Source organism: Streptomyces mesophilus, assembly GCF_040300965.1.
Classification (GTDB): domain Bacteria; phylum Actinomycetota; class Actinomycetes; order Streptomycetales; family Streptomycetaceae; genus Streptomyces; species Streptomyces mesophilus_A.
Genome location: NZ_JBEPEW010000011.1, coordinates 43,906 through 66,143 on the forward strand (window position 1 = coordinate 43,906; position 22,238 = coordinate 66,143).

Annotated in this window: 21 protein-coding genes; 12 read left to right on the forward strand and 9 right to left on the reverse strand. The window is 70.8% G+C overall.

Annotated features, from left to right (window positions below; all coding sequences use genetic code 11):
- The first annotated feature begins 359 nt into the window (after window positions 1-359).
- From ABT367_RS06645 to ABT367_RS06660, 4 genes are all read left to right on the forward strand, one after another.
- Entirely contained in the window at window positions 360-845 is a 486-nt protein-coding gene (locus ABT367_RS06645; RefSeq protein WP_352250253.1) for a hypothetical protein, read from the forward strand.
- A 196-nt stretch (window positions 846-1,041) separates the two neighbouring features.
- Complete coding sequence (locus ABT367_RS06650) at window positions 1,042-1,440, forward strand: hypothetical protein (RefSeq protein ID WP_352250255.1); 399 nt, start codon at window positions 1,042-1,044, stop codon at window positions 1,438-1,440.
- A gap of 147 nt (window positions 1,441-1,587) precedes the next feature.
- On the forward strand, window positions 1,588-2,931 hold the full coding sequence (locus tag ABT367_RS06655; RefSeq protein WP_352250257.1) for a beta-xylosidase: 1,344 nt from the start codon (window positions 1,588-1,590) through the stop codon (window positions 2,929-2,931).
- 100 nt (window positions 2,932-3,031) lie between these two features.
- The gene (locus ABT367_RS06660) at window positions 3,032-4,009 is read left to right on the forward strand and encodes a WxL protein peptidoglycan domain-containing protein (RefSeq protein ID WP_352250259.1); all 978 of its coding nucleotides are present in this window, start codon (window positions 3,032-3,034) and stop codon (window positions 4,007-4,009) included.
- Between the two features lie 13 nt (window positions 4,010-4,022).
- On the opposite strand, the gene ABT367_RS06665 is transcribed toward ABT367_RS06660, so the two are convergent.
- Window positions 4,023-5,138 carry a carbohydrate kinase family protein gene (locus tag ABT367_RS06665; protein ID WP_352250335.1) on the reverse strand — a complete coding sequence of 372 codons (1,116 nt, stop codon included), beginning with the start codon at window positions 5,136-5,138 and terminating at the stop codon, window positions 4,023-4,025.
- A 128-nt stretch (window positions 5,139-5,266) separates the two neighbouring features.
- Here ABT367_RS06665 and ABT367_RS06670 point away from each other — a divergent pair, with 128 nt between their 5' ends.
- The 3 genes from ABT367_RS06670 (at window position 5,267) to ABT367_RS06680 (ending at window position 7,953) form a co-directional block, all read left to right on the forward strand.
- Entirely contained in the window at window positions 5,267-6,565 is a 1,299-nt protein-coding gene (locus ABT367_RS06670) for a 6-phospho-beta-glucosidase (RefSeq protein WP_352250261.1), read from the forward strand.
- Between the two features lie 130 nt (window positions 6,566-6,695).
- Entirely contained in the window at window positions 6,696-7,100 is a 405-nt protein-coding gene (locus tag ABT367_RS06675; RefSeq protein WP_352250263.1) for a hypothetical protein, read from the forward strand.
- 49 nt (window positions 7,101-7,149) lie between these two features.
- Window positions 7,150-7,953: an IclR family transcriptional regulator gene (locus tag ABT367_RS06680; RefSeq protein ID WP_352250265.1), complete on the forward strand. Its 804-nt coding sequence runs from the start codon at window positions 7,150-7,152 to the stop codon at window positions 7,951-7,953.
- 75 nt (window positions 7,954-8,028) lie between these two features.
- On the opposite strand, the gene ABT367_RS06685 is transcribed toward ABT367_RS06680, so the two are convergent.
- The 3 genes from ABT367_RS06685 to ABT367_RS06695 form a co-directional block, all read right to left on the reverse strand.
- On the reverse strand, window positions 8,029-8,934 hold the full coding sequence (locus ABT367_RS06685) for a ribonuclease Z (protein ID WP_352250267.1): 906 nt from the start codon (window positions 8,932-8,934) through the stop codon (window positions 8,029-8,031).
- A gap of 32 nt (window positions 8,935-8,966) precedes the next feature.
- Complete coding sequence (locus ABT367_RS06690) at window positions 8,967-9,320, reverse strand: histidine triad nucleotide-binding protein (protein ID WP_352250269.1); 354 nt, start codon at window positions 9,318-9,320, stop codon at window positions 8,967-8,969.
- Window positions 9,321-9,398: 78 nt separating this feature from the next.
- The gene (locus ABT367_RS06695; protein ID WP_352250271.1) at window positions 9,399-12,635 is read right to left on the reverse strand and encodes a S41 family peptidase; all 3,237 of its coding nucleotides are present in this window, start codon (window positions 12,633-12,635) and stop codon (window positions 9,399-9,401) included.
- A gap of 173 nt (window positions 12,636-12,808) precedes the next feature.
- On the opposite strand from ABT367_RS06695, the gene ABT367_RS06700 reads away from it, so the two are divergent.
- From ABT367_RS06700 to ABT367_RS06710, 3 genes are all read left to right on the forward strand, one after another.
- On the forward strand, window positions 12,809-13,219 hold the full coding sequence (locus ABT367_RS06700; protein ID WP_352250273.1) for a hypothetical protein: 411 nt from the start codon (window positions 12,809-12,811) through the stop codon (window positions 13,217-13,219).
- 166 nt (window positions 13,220-13,385) lie between these two features.
- On the forward strand, window positions 13,386-14,240 hold the full coding sequence (locus ABT367_RS06705; protein WP_352250275.1) for a hypothetical protein: 855 nt from the start codon (window positions 13,386-13,388) through the stop codon (window positions 14,238-14,240).
- Window positions 14,241-14,276: 36 nt separating this feature from the next.
- The gene (locus ABT367_RS06710) at window positions 14,277-15,026 is read left to right on the forward strand and encodes a hypothetical protein (protein ID WP_352250277.1); all 750 of its coding nucleotides are present in this window, start codon (window positions 14,277-14,279) and stop codon (window positions 15,024-15,026) included.
- An 80-nt stretch (window positions 15,027-15,106) separates the two neighbouring features.
- Here ABT367_RS06710 and ABT367_RS06715 read toward each other — a convergent pair whose 3' ends face one another.
- The 4 genes from ABT367_RS06715 to hrcA form a co-directional block, all read right to left on the reverse strand.
- Window positions 15,107-15,850, reverse strand: coding sequence for a 16S rRNA (uracil(1498)-N(3))-methyltransferase (locus tag ABT367_RS06715; protein ID WP_352250279.1), 744 nt, complete (start codon window positions 15,848-15,850; stop codon window positions 15,107-15,109).
- Window positions 15,847-16,920, reverse strand: a complete 1,074-nt coding sequence (locus tag ABT367_RS06720; protein WP_352250281.1) for a nitronate monooxygenase — start codon at window positions 16,918-16,920, stop codon at window positions 15,847-15,849. Before ABT367_RS06720 ends, ABT367_RS06715 begins: the two co-directional genes overlap by 4 nt.
- A gap of 114 nt (window positions 16,921-17,034) precedes the next feature.
- Window positions 17,035-18,171 carry a molecular chaperone DnaJ gene (dnaJ, locus tag ABT367_RS06725; RefSeq protein ID WP_352250283.1) on the reverse strand — a complete coding sequence of 379 codons (1,137 nt, stop codon included), beginning with the start codon at window positions 18,169-18,171 and terminating at the stop codon, window positions 17,035-17,037.
- Window positions 18,172-19,188 carry a heat-inducible transcriptional repressor HrcA gene (gene hrcA, locus ABT367_RS06730; RefSeq protein WP_199551778.1) on the reverse strand — a complete coding sequence of 339 codons (1,017 nt, stop codon included), beginning with the start codon at window positions 19,186-19,188 and terminating at the stop codon, window positions 18,172-18,174.
- A gap of 142 nt (window positions 19,189-19,330) precedes the next feature.
- Here hrcA and ABT367_RS06735 point away from each other — a divergent pair, with 142 nt between their 5' ends.
- Window positions 19,331-20,056: an MBL fold metallo-hydrolase gene (locus ABT367_RS06735; RefSeq protein WP_352250286.1), complete on the forward strand. Its 726-nt coding sequence runs from the start codon at window positions 19,331-19,333 to the stop codon at window positions 20,054-20,056.
- A 35-nt stretch (window positions 20,057-20,091) separates the two neighbouring features.
- Window positions 20,092-20,907, forward strand: a complete 816-nt coding sequence (locus tag ABT367_RS06740; protein ID WP_352250289.1) for a DUF3097 domain-containing protein — start codon at window positions 20,092-20,094, stop codon at window positions 20,905-20,907.
- A 63-nt stretch (window positions 20,908-20,970) separates the two neighbouring features.
- Here the strand turns inward: ABT367_RS06740 and hemW are convergent, their stop codons facing one another.
- Window positions 20,971-22,203 carry a radical SAM family heme chaperone HemW gene (gene hemW, locus ABT367_RS06745; RefSeq protein ID WP_352250291.1) on the reverse strand — a complete coding sequence of 411 codons (1,233 nt, stop codon included), beginning with the start codon at window positions 22,201-22,203 and terminating at the stop codon, window positions 20,971-20,973.
- Between the last annotated feature and the right edge of the window lie 35 nt (window positions 22,204-22,238).

Sequence of the window (22,238 nt, forward strand, 5' to 3'; positions counted from 1 at the left end):
GTCAGTAACCGCAATCGGCGCGGAAGTAGAAGAATCAAGGAAACTCCCCTTGCCTTCTCGCGCCGATTCGGTCTCAATGGGCAGCGCTTACTTATCCGACGGACCGTCAGATCTACTGGGACGGCTGGGTACGGGGAGTAGAGCCGCTCCCCCGTACCGCCCTCGGCCTTCCCGCGTTCCGTGTGGCACCCGCACCCAGTCACGGACGGTCTTCGCGCACCCCTTTCACGCACCCCTGCAGCGCCGTGCCCTCCTACGGGCGTGCCCGCACACCGGGCGAACGGTGGGACTCCACCGCGTGGATCACGTGCGCCCTCATGCGGCATACGGGCAACTCCCTTACACGGAAGGGGAACCGAATGAGAGGCACCAAGCTTGGGATAGGAGCGATGGCGGCGGGTGCGCTCGCCGCGGGAGCGCTGGCGTTCGCGCCGGCCGCGATGGCGGTGGCGCCGGCGCAGGCCACCGCTACGTATGACTGCGGATCGTGGGGCGGCGGCACCGCCGAACTCAACGCCACGCAGTCCGGCAGCAGCATCACCATCCAGGTGAAGACCGCGGTCACCACCCCCATCGCGATCAGCGCGGGCGATGTGACCACCAGTCTGAACCTGACCCACAACGGCTCGGGCACGGCTGTCTTCGGCGGAAGCAGCAACCCGGCCATCCCCGCAGGCGGCGCCTTCGACAGCGGCCCGCTGACCAGCGCGACCAGCTTCGCCACCGGCGACACGCTGGACTCGTTCATCGGCGCGACCCCGTCGCTGACGCTCACGGTCTTCGGCGTCACGGTCGAGTGCTTCGCGGGCGGCAACCAGGCCCCCGGCCCGTTCGTGGCCGACTGATCAGCGCATACGTGACACAGGGCCGGCGCCGTCCATGGGGCGGCGCCGGCTCCTGCGAGTGCGTGCCCACCGGCCGAGGAGGAACCCATGCGCGGCGGCAGATCGAGTATCGGCACGCGGCAGGTGCGAAGGCCAGAGCTCCCGCGGCGAGCGCACCCGCCGCCATCCGACGGCACTGGCACCGGCCGCGACCACGGTGGCACCGGCGCAGGCCACCGCCACGTACGGCTGCGGAATCTGGGGCGGCACCACAGCCGAGCTGCACGCCACGCAGTCCGGCAGCAGCGTCACCATCCGGGTCAGGACCGGCATCGCCACGCCCGTCGCGATCGATGCGGGCACGATGACGACCACCCTGCGCATGGCCCGCAACGGCACGGACGTCGCCGTCTTCACGGGCAGCAGCAATCCGCTGATCCCCGGGTACGGCGCGTTCGACAGCGGTCCGCTGACCAGCACGACCGGTTTCGTCCCCGGCGACACGCTGGACTCGTACCTCGGGCCGTCCCTGGGGCTGACGCTGACGGTCATCGGAGTCACGGTCGAGTGCCAGGCCACCGCCCCGCAATTCCCCGGCCCTTTCGTCGTCGACTGACCCGTGGGCCGCGGGATCTTGACAGAACCTGATGGGTCATCAGTCGAAGTCGTCGCATTCCATTGACTTCTCACACAACCCGCACATCATTACTCCCTTGTCGGCGCAGACGAGCCGCTGCACCGACGCACTCGAGGAGGGGGCGATATGCCTTCAGGGAAACAGAGTTCCGGCGGTCGAAGACGCCGCTGGGTGGCCGCATTAGGGGCGGCCGCGCTGGGGATCGTGGGAGGCGGGGCCTTTGCGTGTCCTGCCGCCGCGGTCCCCACCAACGTCGAATTCATCACGATATGCACACCGCCGCCGATCGCGGGCATCCCGAATATCGAGGGCCCGACGACCGCGAAGATCTCGGTCGACAATGCGGCACCCAAGGTGGGCGACACGGTCAACGTGACCTATGAGGTCGTCAAGCCTGCCGCCGGCAACCCGGTCGACATCGATCTGCCGGCCAACATCATGAAGCCGTCCGGCAAGGTGGTGCTCGGCGGGGCGCAGACCGGTGAGGTCGCGGTCGAGGGACCGCGCGAGAACGCGCCGGTGGGAGGCCTCGAACCGTTCCCGGGCTTCAAGATGACGGGTTCGTTCACGGTCACCCAGGCCGGCGACATCACGCTCTCGCCCGGCAACTACAACATCAACACGAACTACATCATGTCGCTCGACACCCCCTGCGTCGTGAAGACGCCGCCCGCCCCGGTCTCCGAGACCGTCACGGCGACGGGTGGCGGGGACCCGGTCAACCCGCGCACGATGACGCTCGACACCTCGTCCGGAGAGCCCGACGCGTGGGTGTACGCCAGACTCACCAAGTTCACCCCCGGCTCGACGGTGACGCTGGCGGGCTGGAACGGGACGTCGATCACCGCGGACAAGGGAACCGGCACGGTGCCGGCGAACGGCTCCCAGACCATGCGGATCAAGGTCAAGGACCCCGCGACGGTCGGCATGGTGGCCTTCGAGGGCGACACCTGGGACCCGGCGAAGGGCGCGGGTCCGGTCCCGTACACGGTCAACACGGGCGGCGGTGGCGGTTCGAAGCTGGACCAGAACCTCAAGTCATCGGTGAAGGCCGGGCAGTTGACCATGACGCAGGCGGGCAACACCGTCCAGATGTCGGGGGTCGACTTCGGTCAGGGCGGCGCGTCCACCGGCGCGCTGCAGCAGGTGACGGTCAAGGACTTCCGCGGTGGCCCCGCGGGCTGGTCCCTGACCGGCAAGGTCACCAAGTTCACCGGTCCTGGCGGTGCGTACATCGACGCGGACAAGCTGAGCTGGACGCCGAAGTGTGCCACCAAGGCGGGCAGCCCGAGCGTGTGCGCGGCGGGCTCCGCGGGTCCGGTCGGCGGCCAGGGCGCGACGCTCGCGCAGACGCCCAATGCCGCGCTGACCGGCGGTGAGTTCACGGTCGACGCCGGACTGTCCCTGAACGTACCGGAGTTCACGGCACCCGGTGAGTACGCGGGTGTGCTCACGCTCACCCTCACCTGACGGTCCCCCTCCCGTCGGGCATCCGCACCCATCTCGAAACCGGCGGGCCGGCCCCCTCACGGGCCGGTCCGCCACCCATACGTTCCGGGGGTCCGCGCACATGTACGCCATCAGAACCATCCGCCTGTACACGGCAGTTGCCGCAGCCTTCACGCTGGTGGCCGCGCTGCTGCTCACGGTCGGCGCACCCGCGCCGGCGCATGCCGCCGACAACGGCCGCTGGTCCGTCTACCCCACGTCCGCGCAGCCCGGCGGGCGGCCCTACTTCTATCTCACGGCAGACCCCGGTACGACGCTGAACGACAAGGTCACCGTCACCAACAAGGCCGCGGAACCGCTGACGTTCAAGCTGTACGCGGCCGACGCCTACAACACCGCGCGCGACGGCGGGTTCGCGGTGCGCTCGCTCGGCGAGAAGCAGACCGGGATCGGCGCCTGGGCCAAACCGGAGAAGTCCCGGGTGACGGTGCCTCCGGGCAGCTCGCTGGACATCCCGGTCACGATCAAGGTGCCGGAGGGCGCGGAGCCCGGTGACCATCCCGGGGCCCTGGTCGCCCTGGACGAGAAGATCGATCCGGCCGAGGGCTCCGTCGAGGTCGGGGTGCAGCGGGCGGTCGGGGCGCGTATCTATCTGCGGGTGGGCGGGCCGACGGTGCCGGCGCTGTCCGTCGAGAACGTGAAGATGCGGCACGACCGGCCGCTCGTGCCGGGCTTCGGCAAGAGCACCGCGACGATCACGTACACGCTGCACAACCGCGGCAACGTGACCCTGAACCCGAAGGTCGAGCTCAGCGCGAACGGCCTGTTCGGCCGCAAGCTCCTCGACCGCGATCTGAAGAAGGTCCCCTCGGAGCTGCTGCCCCGCCAGAAGGTCGAACTGACCGAACGCTGGAGCGGGGCTCCTCAACTGGACTGGGGCGATGTGGAGTTGACGGCCACGAGCGAGGAGATAAGGACGACGGGCTCGACCTCGTTCTTCGCGCTGCCGTGGCTGGTGGCGGCGGTGCTCTTCGGGGTGCTGCTCGGCGGGGGCGGCATGTGGTTCTCGAAGCGCCGGAAGGCCCGGCAGGAGACCTAGCCCGCGGGGGGACCTAGCGCTGCCCGAACCCGATCGTCGGCACGGCCCGCCGCAACGGCCAGGGCCGCGCCGACTCCGGCACCACGCCCTGCAGGAACGCATACCGTCTGAGGGCGGCCGGGTCCTGCTCCTCGTACGACTGGATCCTGCGCCACCACGCCCCGATCTCCGCCCACCCGGGTGCCGAGAGTGAGCCGCCGAACTCCTGCACGGAGAGCGCCGCCGTCAGGCCGGCGAAGGCGAGGCGGTCGGCGAGCGGCCAGCCCGCGAGCGTGCCGGTGACGAAGCCCGCGACGAAGACATCGCCCGCGCCCGTGGGGTCGAGCGCCTCGACCGCGATCGCCGGAACCTCGGCGGTCTCGCCGGTCCGCCCGTCCACCGCGTACGCGCCCTCCGCGCCGAGCGTGACCACCGCGAGCGGTACGTGGGAGGTCAGCGCGCGGGCCGCGGCGCGCGGGCAGTCGGTGCGGGTGTAGCGCATCGCCTCCTCGGCGTTGGGCAGGAAGGCCTCGCAGTGCGCGAGGTCGGGCAGCCCGGCCAGATCCCAGCGTCCGCTGTCGTCCCAGCCGACGTCCGCGAAGATCATCGTGCCCCTGGCTGCGGCCTGCGCCACCCAGTCCTCACGTACGCCGGGGGCAAGCGAGGCGATGGCCGCGCGGGAGCGGGGCGGGCAGTCGGGTGCCGGTTCGGCGGGCGGGGCGTCATGGCCGTGCGAGACCATCGTGCGCTCGCCCTCGTACGCCATCGAGATGGTGACGGGCGAGTGCCAGCCGGGCACCGTGCGCGACTGCGACAGATCGATGCCCTCGCCCTGCTCGAGGGCGTCCCAGCAGTACGAACCGTAGTGATCGTCGCCGAACGCGGCCGCGAGCGAGGTGCGCAGCCCGAGCCGGGCGAGCGCGGTCGCCATGTTGGCCACGCCGCCCGGGCTCTGGCCCATCCCGCGCGCCCAGGACTCGGTGCCGCGCACGGGGGCGGAGTCGAGGCCGGTGAAGATGATGTCCAGGAAGACGGTGCCGGTCAGATACACGTCCCACGGCGGCTCACCGGGCGTGCGCAGCGCGGCGAGCGGGTCGAGGCAGCCCTTGTCCGCCGCCGGCCCGAAACCCGCGTCCCCGCCCGGCCCCATGCGGCCCCCGCCGCCGTCCGGCCGCATGCCGTCGATAGCGCTCACCAGGTGCTCCGTACGAGATGTGCCTGCAGATCCGGCCAGTCTGCCCCAGGGCACTGACATTCTCCTGCGATACGTTCCGAGGCATGAGGCTGACGATTCTTGGTGGCGGCGGTTTCCGAGTTCCGCTGGTGTACGGGGCGCTGGTGGGGTCCGAGGTGCGCGAGCTGACGCTGTACGACACGGACCGGACGCGGCTCGACGTGGTGCGGTCGGTGATCGAAGGTCTGGGCGCGGACGGGCCCGCGCTGCGCATCGCCGACGATCTGGACGACGCGGTGCGCGGCGCCGACTTCGTGTTCTCCGCGATCCGCGTCGGCGGTACGGCGGGCCGGGTGCGCGACGAGCGCGTACCGCTCGCCGAGGGCGTGCTCGGCCAGGAGACGGTCGGCGCGGGCGGAGTGCTCTACGGGCTGCGGACGATCCCGGTGGCGCTGCGGATCGCGGAGCGCGTCAAGGAGCTCGCGCCCGGCGCCTGGGTCATCAACTTCACCAACCCGGCGGGCATGGTGACCGAGGCGATGGCCTCGGTGCTCGGCGACCGCGTGATCGGCATCTGCGATTCGCCGGTGGGCCTCGTACGGCGTGCGGCGCGTGCCGCGGGAGCGGACCCCGAGGACGTCACGTACGACTATGTGGGCCTCAACCATCTCGGCTGGCTGCGGAAGTTGACCACCTCGGACGGGCGGGACCTGCTGCCCGGACTGCTCGCCGATCCGGAAAGGCTCGGCTCCTTCGAGGAGGGCAGGCTCTTCGGCGCGACGTGGCTGCGCGCCCTCGGCTCGCTGCCCAACGAGTATCTGCACTACTACTACTTCCGCCGCGAGACCCTCGCCTCCGTCACCGAAGCCGCCGAGACCCGCGGCGAGTTCCTCGACCAGCAGCAGGGCGGCTTCTTCGACCGTGCGTCCGCCGATCCTTCGAAGGCGTACGACCTCTGGGAGGCGACCCGCCGCGAGCGCGAGTCCACGTACATGGCGGAGTCCCGGGCCGCGAGCGGCGGCTGGGAGCGGGACGCGTGCGACCTGGACGGCGGGGGGTACGACCAGGTGGCGCTGGCCCTGATGCGTGCGCTGTCCTCGGGTGCGGGCGCGCGGCTGATCCTCAACGTGCGCAACAACGGGACCGTGCCCGAACTCCCGGCCGACGCCGTCGTCGAGACCGTCTGCGCAGTGGACGCGACCGGCGCACGGCCGCTGCCCTGCGCACCGCTGGGCTCAGCGGAGTTGGGGCTGATGCTGCAGCTCAAGGCGGTGGAGCGGGCGGCGATCGAGGCGGCCGTGTTCAAGGACCGCGATGCGGCACTGCGGGCCCTTGCCCTGCATCCGCTGGTGGACTCCCCCGCGGTGGCCCTGCGGATTCTGGAGCGGGCGGCGGAAAAGTAGCGGGCCTCGCGTACGGCCGGGCCGGCGGCGGCGTGACGCGCGGGGAGATCAAATGATTTCACCGCACCGTCAACTTCCCGTAGCGTCACGGGAGTTGAGATCAACTCATGCCGACGAAGGAGAACCGCAGATGCTGAAGGGTCCGGTCCGCAAGGCCGCCGTCGCCGCTCCGATAGCCGCGCTGATGCTCGCGTTCACACCGGGGGCCGCGTCCGCCCATCACACCGACTGCAAGGGCAATGTCATCATGCGCATCCCCGCCGGTGACGGCGAGAAGGTGGCGGGCGCCTGTATGGAGCCGCACGGGGAGACCCTGCGGGTGCGGGATTACAAGGCGGACGGGTACGCGGCCCGCGCGCAGGCGTACCGCAAGGTCCGCGGTGACTGGGTGAAGGTCGGCGGGGTCTGCTTCGACGACACCAGCACCGGCAACCCCGACCGCTATTGCGACCTCTCGATCGCCGAGACGACCGACGTGAAGATCAAGCTGTGGGAGGGCGCCTACGACATCTGGGGCCCGGTCTTCACCGTCTGACGAACAAGGGTGGACAGGAGGCCGTCGGCCACGGATTACGATCACCGGCATGCCGGCAGCCGAACCCCCGTCCGAGACCCCCGCAGGCGTACGCGAGGTGAAGTCCGCCGCGCGCACCGTCGAGCTGCTCGAAGTGCTCGCCGCGCGCGGTGACCGTCCCGCGCGCCTGCGGGAGCTGGCCGAGGAGCTGGGGGTGCCGCGCAGCTCGATGTACGCGCTCCTTCAGACGCTGATCGACCGCGGCTGGGTGCGCACCGACACCACGGGCTCGCTGTACGGGATCGGCATCCACGCGCTCCTCACCGGCACCGGCTACCTGGACAGCGATCCACGGGTACGCGTCGTACGGCCGTACCTCGACGAGGCCTCGGAGGCGCTGGGCGAGACGATCCATCTGGCCCGCCTCGACGGTGCGGACGTGGTGTATCTGGCCACGCGCGAATCCCACGAGTATCTGCGGACGTTCTCGCGCGTGGGCCGCCGGCTGCCCGCCCACGCGGGCGCCCTGGGCAAGGCGCTGCTCGCGGAGGCCGTCGAACAGCGGCTGCCGACCGGAGAGTTGGCGCCGCTCACGGCCAACACCCACACCAGCGCCGCTACCCTGGCCGCCGAGCTCGCGGAGGTGCGGGCGCGCGGCTATGCGATCGACCGCGAGGAGAGCGTCCTCGGTATCGCGGGCTTCGGTTTCGCGCTGCGCTACGACGAGCCGGCCGTGGACGCGATCAGCTGCTCGGTGCCACTGGCGCGGCTGACCGAGGAGCACGAGCTGCGGATCGTGGCCGTGATGCGGGAGATCCGTACGAAGATCGAGTCGGCGGCGCCGCGCGCGTCCGGCGCGGCCCAGTGGCGCTGACGAGCGCCACTGCCACGGCGCCGCTTCGGGACAGCCACCCGTTTCTTCAGCGCCACTTCGGAACGACCACCCGCATCAGATCCGCTTCGGCACAGCCACCCGCATCAGATCCGCCGCCACGGTCAGCTCCCCCTCGAACCCGGCCGCCCGCGCCTGCCGTTCGAACTCCCCCGGGTCGGTGTACCGCTGCGAGAAGTGCGTCAGTACGAGATGCCGCACGCCGGCCTCGCGCGCGACCGTCGCCGCCTGCCCGGCCGTCAAGTGCCCGTGGTCCTCGGCGAGTCGGACGTCCTCGTCGAGGAAGGTCGACTCGATGACCAGCAGATCGCACCCGTCCGCCAGCTCCCGCACCCCGTCGCACAGCCGCGTGTCCATCACGAAGGCGAAGCGCTGCCCGCGCCGCAGCTCGCTGACGTCCGCGAGCGAGACATCGCCGAGCACACCGTCCCGTTGCAGCCGCCCCACGTCGGGGCCCGCGATCCCGCGGGCCCGCAGCTGCTCGGGCAGCATCCGCCGCCCGTCGGGCTCGACGAGCCGGTATCCGAAGGACTCGACGGGATGCGAGAGCCGCCGCGCTTCGAGGCGGTACGCGGACGTCTCGGCCAGCACACCGTCCCCGGCGACCGGCGCCTCGGTGAGCCGCACGGTCTCGCGGTAGGCCGTCGCGTACCGCAGCCGCTCGAAGAAGTGCTGTCCGCTCGCCGGGTAGTGCGCGGTGACGGGATGCGGGACCCGGTCGAGGTTGATCCGCTGGATGACGCCCGCGAGTCCGAGCGAGTGATCGCCGTGGAAGTGCGTGACGCAGATCCGGTTGAGGTCGTGCGCGGCGACCGAGGCCCGCAGCATCTGCCGCTGGGTGCCCTCGCCCGGATCGAAGAGGATGCCCTCGCCGTCCCAGCGCAGCAGATAGCCGTTGTGGTTGCGGTGCCGCGTGGGCACTTGGCTCGCGGTGCCGAGCACCACGAATTCCCGTGAGGACAAGGAGACTTGACCGTTCTCTTCCGTGCCGGCCGCTACCCGGGCGGCCACTGAAGGCCACGCCCGCCCAGCACGTGGGCGTGCGCGTGGAACACCGTCTGCCCGGCCCCGGACCCGGTGTTGAACACGGTCCGGTAGCTCTCGAGCTTCTCGTCGGCCGCGACCTCGCCCGCCTCGCGCAGCACGTCGGCGGCGATCGCGGGCTCGGCGGCGGCCAGCGAGGCGGCGTCCGGGTGGTGCACCTTGGGGATCACCAGGACGTGCGTCGGCGCCTGCGGGTTGATGTCCCGGAAGGCGACGGTCGTCTCCGACTCCCGTACGACGGTGGCCGGCACCTCACCCGCCACGATCTTGCAGAACAGGCAGTCGGCCTGCGGTTCACCAGCCACGGTCGGGCCTCCTGAGGGTCGGCGATCGGTCCGGGAGCATGCTATCCGGGGACACGGCGGAGCTTCGGCAGCAGGCTCTCACTCCCGCTCCGGAAGGTCGGGCAGCGCGGGCGGCGCCTTGGCCGGGGTGGCCTCCAGTGCCCCCAGCGCCACCCGTATCGCCGTGTCCAGCTGCGGATCGCGCCCCGCCGCATAGTCCTGCGGGGCGGTGACCACCTCGACGTCCGGGTCCACGCCGTGGTTCTCGACGCCCCACTCGGAACCCTCCAGCCAGATCGCGTACTTGGGCTGGGTGACGAGCGTGCCGTCGACCAGGCGGTAGCGGCTGTCGATGCCGACGACGCCGCCCCAGGTGCGCACGCCGACGACGGGGCCGATGCCCAGGGCCTTGATGGCGGCGTTGACGATATCGCCGTCCGAGCCGGAGAACTCGTTGGCGACCGAGACCACCGGGCCGCGCGGGGCGTCCGCCGGATAGCTGAACGGGCGGCGCCCGCGCGGCAGGTCCCAGCCGACGATGCGGCGGGCGAGCTTCTCGACGACGAGCTGGGAGGTGTGGCCGCCGCGGTTCTCTCGCACATCGACGACCAGACCCTCTCGGGCGACCTCGACACGCAGATCGCGGTGGATCTGGGCCCAACCCGGCGCCTGCATGTCGGGGACGTGGAGATAGCCGAGTCGGCCGCCCGACCGCTCGTGGACGTAACGGCGGCGGTCGGCGACCCACGCGTGGTAGCGCAGAGGTTCCTCGTCGGACAGCGGGACGACGACCGCATGCCGTACGTCGCCGCCGCCGGACGGCGAGACGGTGAGTTCGACGGCCTTGCCCGCCGAGCCGACCAGGAGCGGGCCCGGACCGCGCAGCGGGTCCACCGGCCGCCCGTCGACGGCCACCAGGGCGTCTCCCGGGCGGACCGCCGCCCCGGGCGCGGCGAGCGGGGAGCGTGCGTACGGGTCGGAGGTCTCCGAGGGCAGGATGCGGTCGATCCGCCACAGCCCGTCCTCGTGCCGGGAGATGTCCGCGCCGAGCAGGCCCTGCCTCGTATCGGATGAACCGTAGCCGCCGCCCGGGGTGACATACGCGTGCGAGGTGCCCAGTTCGCCGTGCACCTCCCACAGGAGGTCGACCAGGTCGTCGTGGGTGGCGACACGTTCGAGGACCGGGCGGTAGCGGTCGAGCACACCGTCCCAGTCGATGCCGCCGAGGTCGGGGCGCCAGAAGTTCTGGCGCATCAGGCGGCCGGTCTCCTCGTACATCTGCCGCCATTCCGCGGCCGGTTCGATCTGCTGGCGGATACGGGTCAGATCGACGGTGATGTTGGAGTCGCTGCTGTCGTCGGAGGAGGGGCGGCGGTCGCTGGGGATCACCTTCAGGACGTCGCCGGTGTGCAGCAGGACGCGCTTGCCGTCGCCGGTGACGGTGAAGTGGTGGGCGTCGGAGGCGAGTTCCTCGATCTGCTGCTGCGCGAGGTCGTAGCGCTCCAGGTCCGTGCGCGGACCCGGGTCGTCGGGGGTGGCTCGGGAGACGCCGAGCGCGCCGCGTACCGGGTGGCGCAGCCACAGGACGCCGTCCTTGGCGGCGCGCAGCGTCGAGTAGCGGGCGGCCTCGACGGGGAAGGCGATGATGCGGTCGGCGAGTCCGTCGAGGTCGATCCGGGTCGCGGGCTGCTCGTCGCCGGGGACCTCCTCGCTCTTCTCGGTGGACTCGAAGGGGCGGCCGTGGCGCTGCGGTCCGAAGGGGGACGGGGTGGTCGCGGCGAGCGTGATCAGGTGCGGGCGGCAGGCGCCCACGAAGGCGAGGTCGAAGACATGGGCGTCGTAGACCGGGTCGAAGGAGCGCTCGGAGAGGAACGCGAGGTGCTTGCCGTCGAGCGTGAAGGCCGGTGAGAAGTCACGGAAGCGCAGCGGTGTCGCCTCGGTGACGGACAGGTCGGCGGTGTTGGCGAGCTTCAACTGCCGCAGCGGGGAAGGGCCCGCGTGGGACCAGGCCAGCCAGGCCGAGTCGGGCGAGAAGACCAGACCGGTCGCGTCGCCGTCCTCGCTGCGGTCGACCTCGCGCACCTCTCCGCTCTCGCGGTCGACGAGGAGTACACGCCCGTCGTGCGCGGCGACGGCGGCGCGGCTGCCGTCGGGCGCCATCGCCAGCGAGAGCACCCGCCCCAACTGGCCGGCGGCGACCCGTCGTACGGACGCACCGGTGGCCACTCCGGCGGCGGGCGCGAACTCCAGGGCGTCCTCGCCCTCGGCGTCCGTCACCCAGACGACATGCTCCTCACCGCTCACCCGGAAGGTGCGCGGCAGCCGGGCCCGTACGCCGGGAGTGGACGCCAGCGCGCGGGCGGGTCCTTCGCGGTGGGTCACCCAGTGGATCGACCCGCGTACGGAGACGGCGCTGCCCCGGCCGGTGTGGTCGGGCGCGGTCGCGCCGAGGAAACGGTCCGCCTTGACGGGGTGCGGCTGAAGATCGACCCGCTGACCGCCGAGCCGGACGTCGAGCGGCCGCGGCTCGCTGCCGTCCAGGGCGTCGACCACCCACAGCCGGCCGGCGCTCGTGTAGACGACCCGCTGTCCGTCGGTCGCCGCGTGGCGGGCGTAGAAGCCGTCCCCGGGCGTATGGCGCGTGAGGTCGGACCCGTCCGGCAGCGAGGAGTACAGCGCTCCGACGCCCTCGTGGTCGGACAGGAAGGCGATCCTGTCCCCCACCCACAGCGGGTACTCGAGATTGCCGTCCAACTCCTCGTGTACGCGGTTGAATTCACCGGCGCCGTCGGCCGAGGTGTCGATCCAGAGCTTCCCCGCCGTGCCACCGCGGTACCGCTTCCAGTACGCGGCCTCGCGCCCCATCGACACGGAGACGAGCAGCACCTGCCCGTCGGGACCCCAGGCGACATCGCCGACCGGTCCGTACGGCAGCCGGGTCGCGGGCCCGCCGTCCAGCGGCACGTCCCACGCCCACTGGCGGCGCAGCGAGGCCTGACCGTGTGTGGTGACGGCGAGGACACCGCCGCCGGGAGTCCAGCCGCGGACCGAGGTCTTGTTGCTGCCCCAGTGCGTCAGACGCTCCGCCCGCCCGCCGTCGACGGGCGCGTAGTGCACCTCGGGCGCACCGTCCCGGTACGAGGTCCAGGCGACGTGGCGGCCGTCCGGGGATATCCGCGGATGGCTCACGGGCATGTTGTCGGCACTGACCCGCCAGGCGCGACCGCCCTCCAGCGGTGCGATCCAGACGTCGTCCTCTGCGGTGAAGGCGATCAACTCGCCTCGGACGTGCGGGAATCGAAGGTACGAAGGATTCGAGGGCTGCGTCACGCCCACACCTTAAGCAGGGCCTCTACCGCTCCGGGAGCCCCAGTGGGAACCTGTCTCGTATGGGCGCATTGAGGCGTTTACGTGATCGCCGGTTCCTGGCTGCGACCGGGGCGGTGGCGGCCTTGACCTTGGGCGTTACGGCCTGCCAGGACCTCACAGGGGGACTCAACACGGTCGCCGTGTCGATCACCACGGACCAGAAGGGCACCGACGCCCTGGAGAAGAAGGGCATCGACGTCCAGTGGCTCAGCTGCACCTCGTCCTTCGGCGAGGGCGGCGGCACCCCGGACTCCTCCAAGTCCCCTTCCGTACGCAGCGTCGCGACGGTCGACTGCGAGGGCAGGACCAAGGACGGCCGGGAGATCACCCTGACCGGGAAGGTCACCGAGGAGCGCAGTGGTGCGTGCGTACGGGGTGATCTGACCGCGAAGGTCGCGGGCAAGACCGTGCTGCAGGCCGATGTGCTCGGCAACTGCGCCGACGCCAAGCCGACTTCACGCCCGCCGGCGAACGGGCCGCAGCCGACGGTCACGGTGACGACGACGGTGACTGTGTATCCGCCGACCTGCGACTGCCGTCCGGGGAAGTAGCACCCCGACCACGACGGTTACGCAGAGTACATGGCCGGAACTGCAAGTCTTGGCCGATTCTCCATAACTCCGGTGTGAAACATGCATGTTGTGGTGCAAGCTGTTTCCCCTGCGAGCCGCCGAGGTTCACCCGGCGTGACTTCCATGCAGGGACGAGGAGGCCACCATGGCCGTGCGCCACCAGGCGGAAAAAATCGGTCTTGCCCTGACGACCGCGGCAGGACCGCTGACCATCCTCGCCGATGTCCTGGGGCTGCTCGACGAGGTCTCCCCCAACGGGATCCAGCTGGTCACGCTGCTGATCCTCACCTCGGTCACGATGTTCCTGCTGCTCGAGGTCCGGCGCTTCGAGATCCTTGACAGTGTCGACCAGCGGCTGGCGGAGCTCGACATCGACGGCACGGCGACACGTCTGCGGCGGGAGCGGTACGGGGGTGTGGAACGGGTGCACTCGGAGTTCCCGATCAGTCACTTCAAGGCGCTCATACGCGAGGCCGACTCCGAGGTCACGGTTCTGCAGACCTTCATTCCCAACCTCCATCTGCTCCAGAACGCGTTGCGCGACGCCCTGACCGAGCACAGCGAGGTGCGCGTCCGGATCCTCCTGCTCTTTCCGAAGTCCCCGGTGGCCAACCTGCGTCATGAGGCGCTGCGTTCGGTGCACAGCCCCACGCCGCCGGTGAACGTGAAGGTGGCCATCGAGCACAACCTGGAGAGTTTCGCCCGGCTCAGCGCCGCTCTGCCCGAGCGGGCCCGCACGCGCCTGGAGGTGCGGGTCTACAACTCGCTGCCCTCGATGGCCGTGTACCGGGCCGACGACTCCTACCTGGTCAGCTCGTTCCTGCACGGCATGCTGGCCATCGACGCCCCGCAGACCGAGATCAAGGGCAGCGACACGGCCCGCGGCGCGGAGGTCCAGGAAGAGCTGAACACCCTGTGGCAGATCGGCAAGCCCGTCGATCTCGCCGACTGGCAGCACTCCATCGAGCTGATCGACTTCGACAACGTCAACGTCTCCTGAGCTTCCCGCACCTGCCCGCTGAAAGGCCGCACCGCCATGTCCCAGCCCACCGCATCCCACAGCCTCGACGCCCTCGACGCCTTCGAGGACGGCCTGATCGCGCAGTACAAGGCGCACCCCGTCCTCTCCGACACCACGCGGCTCACGGACGCCGCCTTCGCCCGGCTCCTGCTCCAGCGCCGTTTCCTCTCCCTCGCCTTCACGCCCGCGTACGACCTGGCGATCGACCTGCTCGACGACAAGGAAGGGCTGAGGATCGCGCGCGTCATCCTGCGCGAGGAATACCCGGACGACACCGGCAACACCCGCTCGCACCGCGAGGACATGATCGAGGACATGCTGCAACTGGGCCTCACGCGCGCCGAGTTGACCGCGTCACGCCCGACCGCGGCGACCCTGGCCGCGATCAGTGACACGTTCACCTTGATCGCCGACGCGGGCGGCCGCCCGGACTCGGACCTGCGGCTGCTGACCATCCTGCGCTTCTGGGGCGAGATCCTGGTCGCCACGGAGTACACCCAGCTGTGGCCCCGTATGAGCCCGGCCCTCATCCGCGACGGCGTGAACCGCTCGCACTTCTACTACCCACACCTGCTCCACGACGCGAAGGCCCACCCCCTGTCGACGGTCTCACTCCTCGCGACCACCCACGCCGACAAACTGACCCGCCGCCTGAATTCCCTGCTCACGTCCACGGAACCGGCCGCGGCGGCCGAGGCGTTCAGGGCGGAGGAACAGAGGTCGCTGGAGGTCAAGATGAGCTTCTACGACCAGTTCGCCCTTTAGCCCCGCGGTTTCGGGAACGGGCGGGGCAGGGAGAAGAGCCCGCCGCAGGCACCCACCCGCCCGCGGACGACAGCCCCGGCCTAACCCCAGCGCCCCGTACGCCCCAGCAACAACGCCGCAGCCGCCGTCCCCGCCGTGGACGTCCGCAACACGCTGGGCCCGAGCCGGTACGGCTTCGCACCCGCGGCGGCGAAGGCCTCCAACTCCTGCGGAGACACGCCTCCTTCGGGCCCGACGACCAGCACGATCGACCCGGCCGAGGGCAACGGAGCCGAGGCGAGCGGCTCACTCCCCTCCTCATGGAGCACAGCCGCGAAGTCGGCCTCGGCAAGCAGCGACGCCACCTGCTTGGTGGAAGCGAGCTCACCCACCGACGGGAACCGCAACCGCCGCGACTGCTTCCCCGCCTCCCGCGCCGTCGCCCGCCACTTGTTCAGCGACTTGACGCCCCGCTCGCCCTTCCACTGCGTGATGCAGCGCGACGCGGCCCACGGCACGATCCCGTCGACCCCCGTCTCGGTCATGATCTCGACGGCGAGCTCGCCGCGGTCGCCCTTGGGCAGCGCCTGTACGACGGTGATCCGCGGACTCGGCTCGGGCTCCACGGGAAACTCGAACGCCTCGACGAGCAGCGTGTCCTTGCCCTCCGTACGCAGCACGGTCCCGGCCGCCGCCCGCCCCTGCCCGTCGGTGAGCACGATCTCCTCACCGGCCCCCAGCCTGCGCACGGATACGGCATGCCGGCCCTCGGGCCCGTCCAGGGTGAGGACGGCACCGGGCCCGGCCCCTTCGAGGGACTCGACCACGAACACCGGGGCGGTCACGCCGCACCCCGTACGCCCAGCGAGGCGGCCGCGGACCGGTACTCGGCGGCGAGCACCTCGACCAGCTGGCCCGCGGGCAACTCCCTTGCCATCCGGTGCCCTTGACCGGCCCACAGCGCCATGCCCTGCGCGTCCCCGGCCTTCGCCGCGGCCTTGCGCAGCCCGCTCGTGAGGTGGTGCACCTGCGGATACGCGGCCGGTGCGTAGGGCCCGTGCTCGCGCAGGAACCGGTTGACCAGGCCACGGGCGGGCCGCCCGGAGAAGGCCCGGGTCAGTTCCGTCCGTACGAACAAGGGGTTGGTCATGGCCTGCTTGTGCAGCACGTTGGCGCCGGACTCCGGGCACACCAGGAAGGCCGTGCCCAGTTGGGCCATGTCCGCCCCGGCCGCGAGCGCCGCCGCGATCTGCCCGCCGCGCATCAGTCCGCCCGCGGCGACGATCGGCAGCTGTACGGTCTCGCGCACCTGCGTGATCAGGGAGAGCAGCCCGATCCCCGCACCGTCCGCCTCCGGATTGTCGCGATGCGTCCCCTGGTGCCCGCCGGCCTCGATGCCCTGTACGCACACCGCGTCGGCGCCCGCCCACTGCGCGGCCTGCGCCTCCTCGGGCGAGGTGACGGTGACGACGCTGTACGTACCGGCGCGGGCCAGCGCGTCGAGCACATCGCGGCTCGGGCAGCCGAAGGTGAAGGAGACGAGCGGCACCGGATCGTCGAGCAGGATCGCCAGCTTGGCGTCGAACCCGTCGTCCAGATTGGAGTCCGGGTCGCCCAGCGGGGTCTCGTACCAGGCGGCCTCACCGGCGAGCTGCGCGGAGTACACCAGGACCGCGGACTTGTCGCCGAGCTCGGGCTGCGGCATGAACAGATTCACGCCGAAGGGCTGCCCGGTCAGCCCGCGCAGCTGCTTGATCTCCTGGTACATCCCGTCGGCGGTCTTGTACCCGGCGGCGAGGAAACCGAGCCCGCCGGCCTCGGACACGGCAGCGGCCAAAGTGGGGCAGGAGGCGCCACCCGCCATGGGGGCCTGCACGATCGGATGGGGGCAGAGATCGGTCAGTGCGGTGGACATGACGGCATCGTGCCACGTCCGCCGTTCCCGGCTAAATCGAGCCGTCCCCCGTCCCGCACACGAAGAACTCGGCCCCTCCCGAGGGAGGAACCGAGTTCGTCGTACGTACGGAACTCAGCGCCCGTTGAAGGCGTCCTTGAGGCGCGAGAACAGGCCCTGCTGCCCCGGCTGGAACTGCCCGGTCGGCCGCTCCTCACCACGCAGCACCGCCAGCTCGCGCAGCACCCGCTCCTGCTCGGCATCGAGCTTGGACGGCGTCATGACCTCGACGTGCACGATGAGGTCACCGCGACCGCCGCCGCGCAGATGCGTCACACCACGGCCGTGCAGCGGAATCGACTGCCCTGACTGGGTGCCGGGCCGGATGTCGACCTCTTCCATGCCGTCCAGCGTCTCGAGCGGCACCTTCGTGCCGAGCGCGGCCGCCGTCATCGGAATGGTCACCGTGCAGTGCAGATCGTCACCGCGCCGCTGGAACACCGGGTGCGGCAGCTCGTGGATCTCGACGTAGAGGTCACCGGCGGGACCGCCACCGGGGCCCACCTCGCCCTCGCCGGCGAGCTGGATCCGCGTGCCGTCGTCCACACCGGCCGGGATCTTCACGGTCAGGGTCCGCCGCGACCGTACGCGGCCGTCACCGGCACACTCCGGACACGGCGTCGGCACGACGGTCCCGAAGCCCTGGCACTGCGGGCACGGCCGCGAGGTCATGACCTGGCCGAGGAAGGATCGCGTGACCTGCGAGACCTCACCGCGACCGCGGCACATGTCACAGGTCTGCGCGGAGGTGCCGGGCGCGGCGCCCTCACCGGAACACGTCGTACAGACAATGGCCGTATCGACCTGGATGTCCTTCGTGGTCCCGAACGCTGCCTCGTCCAGCTCGACCTCGAGCCGGATCATGGCGTCCTGGCCACGGCGCGTACGGGAACGGGGCCCGCGCTGGGACGCCGTACCGAAGAACGCGTCCATGATGTCCGAGAAGTTCCCGAACCCGCCCTGTCCGAAGCCGCCGGCGCCTGCGCCGCCCGACTGCGACAGGGGGTCACCGCCGAGGTCGTAGACCTGCTTCTTCTGCGGATCCGAGAGCACCTCGTAAGCGGCGTTGATCTCCTTGAACCGCTCCTGGGTCTTCGGATCCGGGTTCACATCCGGGTGCAGCTCGCGAGCGAGTCTCCGGAAGGCCTTCTTGATCTCGTCCGGGGAAGCGTCGCGGCGCACGCCGAGTACGGCGTAATAGTCCGTGGCCACTTACGACTCCGCCAGGATCTGTCCGACGTAACGTGCCACTGCGCGTACTGCTCCCATCGTTCCGGGGTAATCCATGCGGGTCGGTCCGACCACGCCGAGCTTGGCGACTGCTTCGCCGCCCGAACCGTAGCCGACCGAGACGACCGACGTGGAGTTGAGCCCCTCGTGGACGTTCTCATGCCCGATACGTACGGTCATGCCCGGGTCCTTGGCCTCGCCGAGCAGCTTGAGGAGCACGACCTGCTCCTCGAGCGCTTCGAGCACCGGCCGGATCACGAGCGGGAAATCGTGCCCGAAGCGCGTCAGATTGGCGGTGCCGCCGATCATCAACCGTTCTTCGGACTCCTCGACGAGTGTTTCGAGGAGTGTGGCGAGCACGGTCGCCACCGTCCCCTGATCGTCCCGGTCGAAGGACTCGGGCAGATCCTGGACGAGCTGCGGTACGTCGGAGAACCGGCGTCCCGCGACTCTGCTGTTGAGCCGGGCCCTGAGGTCCGCGAGCGAGGTCTCGCCGAACGGCGCGGGACAGTCGACGTGCCGCTGCTCGACCCGCCCTGTGTCCGTGATCACCACGAGCATCAGCCGCGCGGGCGCGAGCGAGAGCAGTTCCACATGCCGCACCGTGGACCGGGTCAGGGACGGGTACTGCACGACGGCGACCTGCCGCGTCAGCTGCGCGAGCAGCCGCACGGTGCGTCCCACGACGTCGTCGAGGTCGACGGCACCGTCCAGGAAGTTCTGGATGGCCCGCCGCTCCGGAGCCGACAGCGGCTTGACGCCGGCCAGCTTGTCGACGAAGAGCCGGTAGCCCTTGTCGGTCGGGATCCGCCCGGCACTCGTATGAGGCTGGGCGATGAAGCCCTCGTCCTCGAGCGCGGCCATGTCATTGCGGACGGTCGCGGGCGAGACGCCGAGCTTGTGCCGCTCGGTCAGCGCCTTCGAGCCGACCGGCTCCTCGGTGCCGACATAGTCCTGGACGATGGCGCGCAGCACCTCGAGCCTGCGTTCACTGAGCATCCGCGCACCTCCAGCTGTCGTTCCCGAACCGGCCGTCTGGCACTCATGACGTACGAGTGCCAGCAAAGCTTCTGGTCAGTGTACGGCCGTCGGGTAGCGCCCTAGCAAGGCCGACCACCCCTGATGCGGTTAGCGTCACGGTATGACCTTCAGTTGGGAAGAGTTCGGCTGGGAAGAGCTTGCCGACGGCGTCGGCCGCAGGCGGCTCCCCGTGTGGGACGCGACCGTGGCGCTCGTCGCCGGACCGTCCGGCGCGCTGCTCTTCGACACCGGCTCGTCGCTGCGCGAGGGTGCCGAGATCCGCACACAGGTCCAGGCGTTGCTCGGCGGCCGGCGTGTGACCCATATCGTCCTCAGCCACCCGCACTTCGACCATGTCCTCGGTACGGGCGCGTTCGCCGGCGCGCAGATCCATGCCGCCGCCGGCATGGAGAAGGCGCTGGCCGAGAACGGCCGCGAGGAACTCCGCCTCGACGCCGTACGCCAGGGCCTGCCCGAATCCGAGGCGTCCGCGGCCGCGGACGTGGTCATCCGCCCGCACCATCTGATCACCCATGAGTGGACGGTCGACCTGGGCGGCGGCCGCGAGGTGCGCCTCTGCCTCGCCGGCCCCGCCCACTCCCCGTACGACCTGGTGGCCTGGATCCCGGACGCGGGCGTCCTGCTTGCGGGCGACCTGATCGAGGAGTCGGGCGAACCTCAGGCGGGCCCGGACGCCACCTCGTCCCGCTGGCCGCTCGCGCTGGACCGCCTCCTCGCGCTGGGCGGACCGGACGCGCGCTACGTCCCCGGGCACGGTTCGGTGGTCGATGCGGCTTTTGTCCGCACACAGCGTGACGCCCTCGCCGCACTGCACGGCGTGTCATAGCCCGACCGGCCCACCCTTTTCCTATCGTCGGCCGAATGCGCAGCTACAGCCCCGACCTGACCCCGCCGTGGAAGAAGCCGAAACCGGTCCCGACCGTGGAGGCGACGACGGACCTTGTCGTGGAAGAGGTGTCGACGGGCTTCTGCGGAGCGGTCATCCGCTGCGAGGCGAACACGGTCACGCTGGAGGACCGCTTCGGCAAGCACCGGGTGTTCCCGCTCGACCCCCGCGGTTTCCTGCTCGACGGCCAAGTGGTCACCCTGACCCGCCCGGCCGCCCCTTCCCCGGTACGCCGGGATCGCACCGCGTCGGGTTCGGTCGCGGTACCGACGGCCCGCGCCCGGGTGGCGAGGGCCGGCCGCATCTATGTCGAGGGCCGGCACGACGCGGAGCTGGTCGAGCGGGTCTGGGGCGACGACCTGCGCATCGAGGGCGTTGTCGTCGAGTACCTCTCGGGCATCGACGACCTCCCCTCCATCGTCGCGGAGTTCGCCCCCGGCCCCGACGCCCGTCTCGGCATCCTGGTCGACCACTTGGTCCCCGGCTCGAAGGAGTCCCGCATCGCGGCCTCGGTCACGGGCTCGCACGTCCTGGTCGCGGGACACCCGTACATCGATGTCTGGGAGGCGGTGAAACCGTCCTCGGCGGGCATCGCGGCATGGCCCCGTATCCCGCACGGCGAGGACTGGAAGACGGGGGTCTGCCGGGCACTGGGCTGGCCCGAGAACACGGGCGCGGCCTGGCAGCACATCCTGTCGAAGGTGACGTCCTACAAGGACCTGGAGCCGGAACTCCTGGGCCGGGTCGAGGAACTCATCGACTTCGTGACCACCGGCCCGTCCGGCGTTTGAGGACATCCGGACGAAGTCCGGATGCGGGGGTCCGGGGCGGAGCACCGCCCGAAACAGCCCGTCTCAGTCCACCAGGTCCCGGACCACCGCATCAGCCAACAGCCGCCCCCGCAGGGTCAGGACGGCCCGTCCCTCCTCGTACGGGACGGGATCGAGCAGCCCGTCCTCCAAAGCGCGGCGGGAAGCCGCGAGGCCGGCCGGCTTGAGCAAGGAGAGGGGGCATCCCTCGAGAAGCCGGAGCTCGAGCAGCACCCGCTCGACCCGCCGGTCCTCCTCCGAGAGCAGCTCACGCCCGGCCCCGGGGGACGACCCGGCCGCGAGCCGGGACGCGTACGCACCGGGGTGCTTCACGTTCCACCAGCGCACCCCGCCCACGTGGGAGTGGGCGCCGGGTCCCGCGCCCCACCAGTCCGCGCCCCGCCAGTACAGCTCGTTGTGCAGACAGCGCGCCGCCTGCGACGTGGCCCAGTTGGAGACCTCGTACCAGTGGAAGCCCGCGGACGAGAGCACGGAGTCCGCCATCAGATAGCGGTCCGCGTGGACGTCGTCGTCCGTCATCGGGATCTCGCCCCGGCGGATCCGCCGGGCCAGCTGGGTCCCTTCCTCGACGATCAGGGCGTACGCGGAGACGTGGTCAGGACCCGCACCGAGTACGGCGTCAAGGGACGCGCGCCAGTCGTCGTCGCTCTCCCCCGGGGTGCCGTAGATCAGATCCAGGTTCACATGCTCGAAGCCCTCGGCCCGCGCCTCGGCGACGCACGCCTCGGGACGCCCTGGCGTATGCGTACGGTCGAGGATCTGCAGCACATGCTGCCGGGCGCTCTGCATGCCGAAGGAGACCCGGTTGTAGCCGCCGGCCCGCAGCGCGGCCAGATACGCGGGGTCGACCGAGTCCGGATTGGCCTCGGTGGTGACCTCCGCCCCGTCCGCGAGCCCGAACTCCTCGCGGATCGCGCCGAGGATCCGTACGAGATCGGCGGCGGGCAGCAGCGTCGGCGTACCGCCGCCGACGAAGACGGTCTCGACGGCCCGCGGGTCGTCCCCGAGCACCTTGCGCGCGAGCCGGATCTCGTCGATCAGGGTGTCGGCGTAGTTGTCGCGCGAGGCGAGCACGCCACCGGATCCGCGCAGCTCACCGGCGGTGTACGTATTGAAGTCGCAGTAGCCGCAGCGGGTGGCGCAGTACGGCACGTGGACGTAGAACCCGAGGGGCCGCGCGGCGCTCCCGGCGAGCGCGGAGGCGGGCAGTGCCCCGTCGTCGGGCACGGGTTCCCCGTCGGGAAGAGCAGAAGGCATACCCCTATTGTCCCGGACGCCGAGAGCCCACGGCC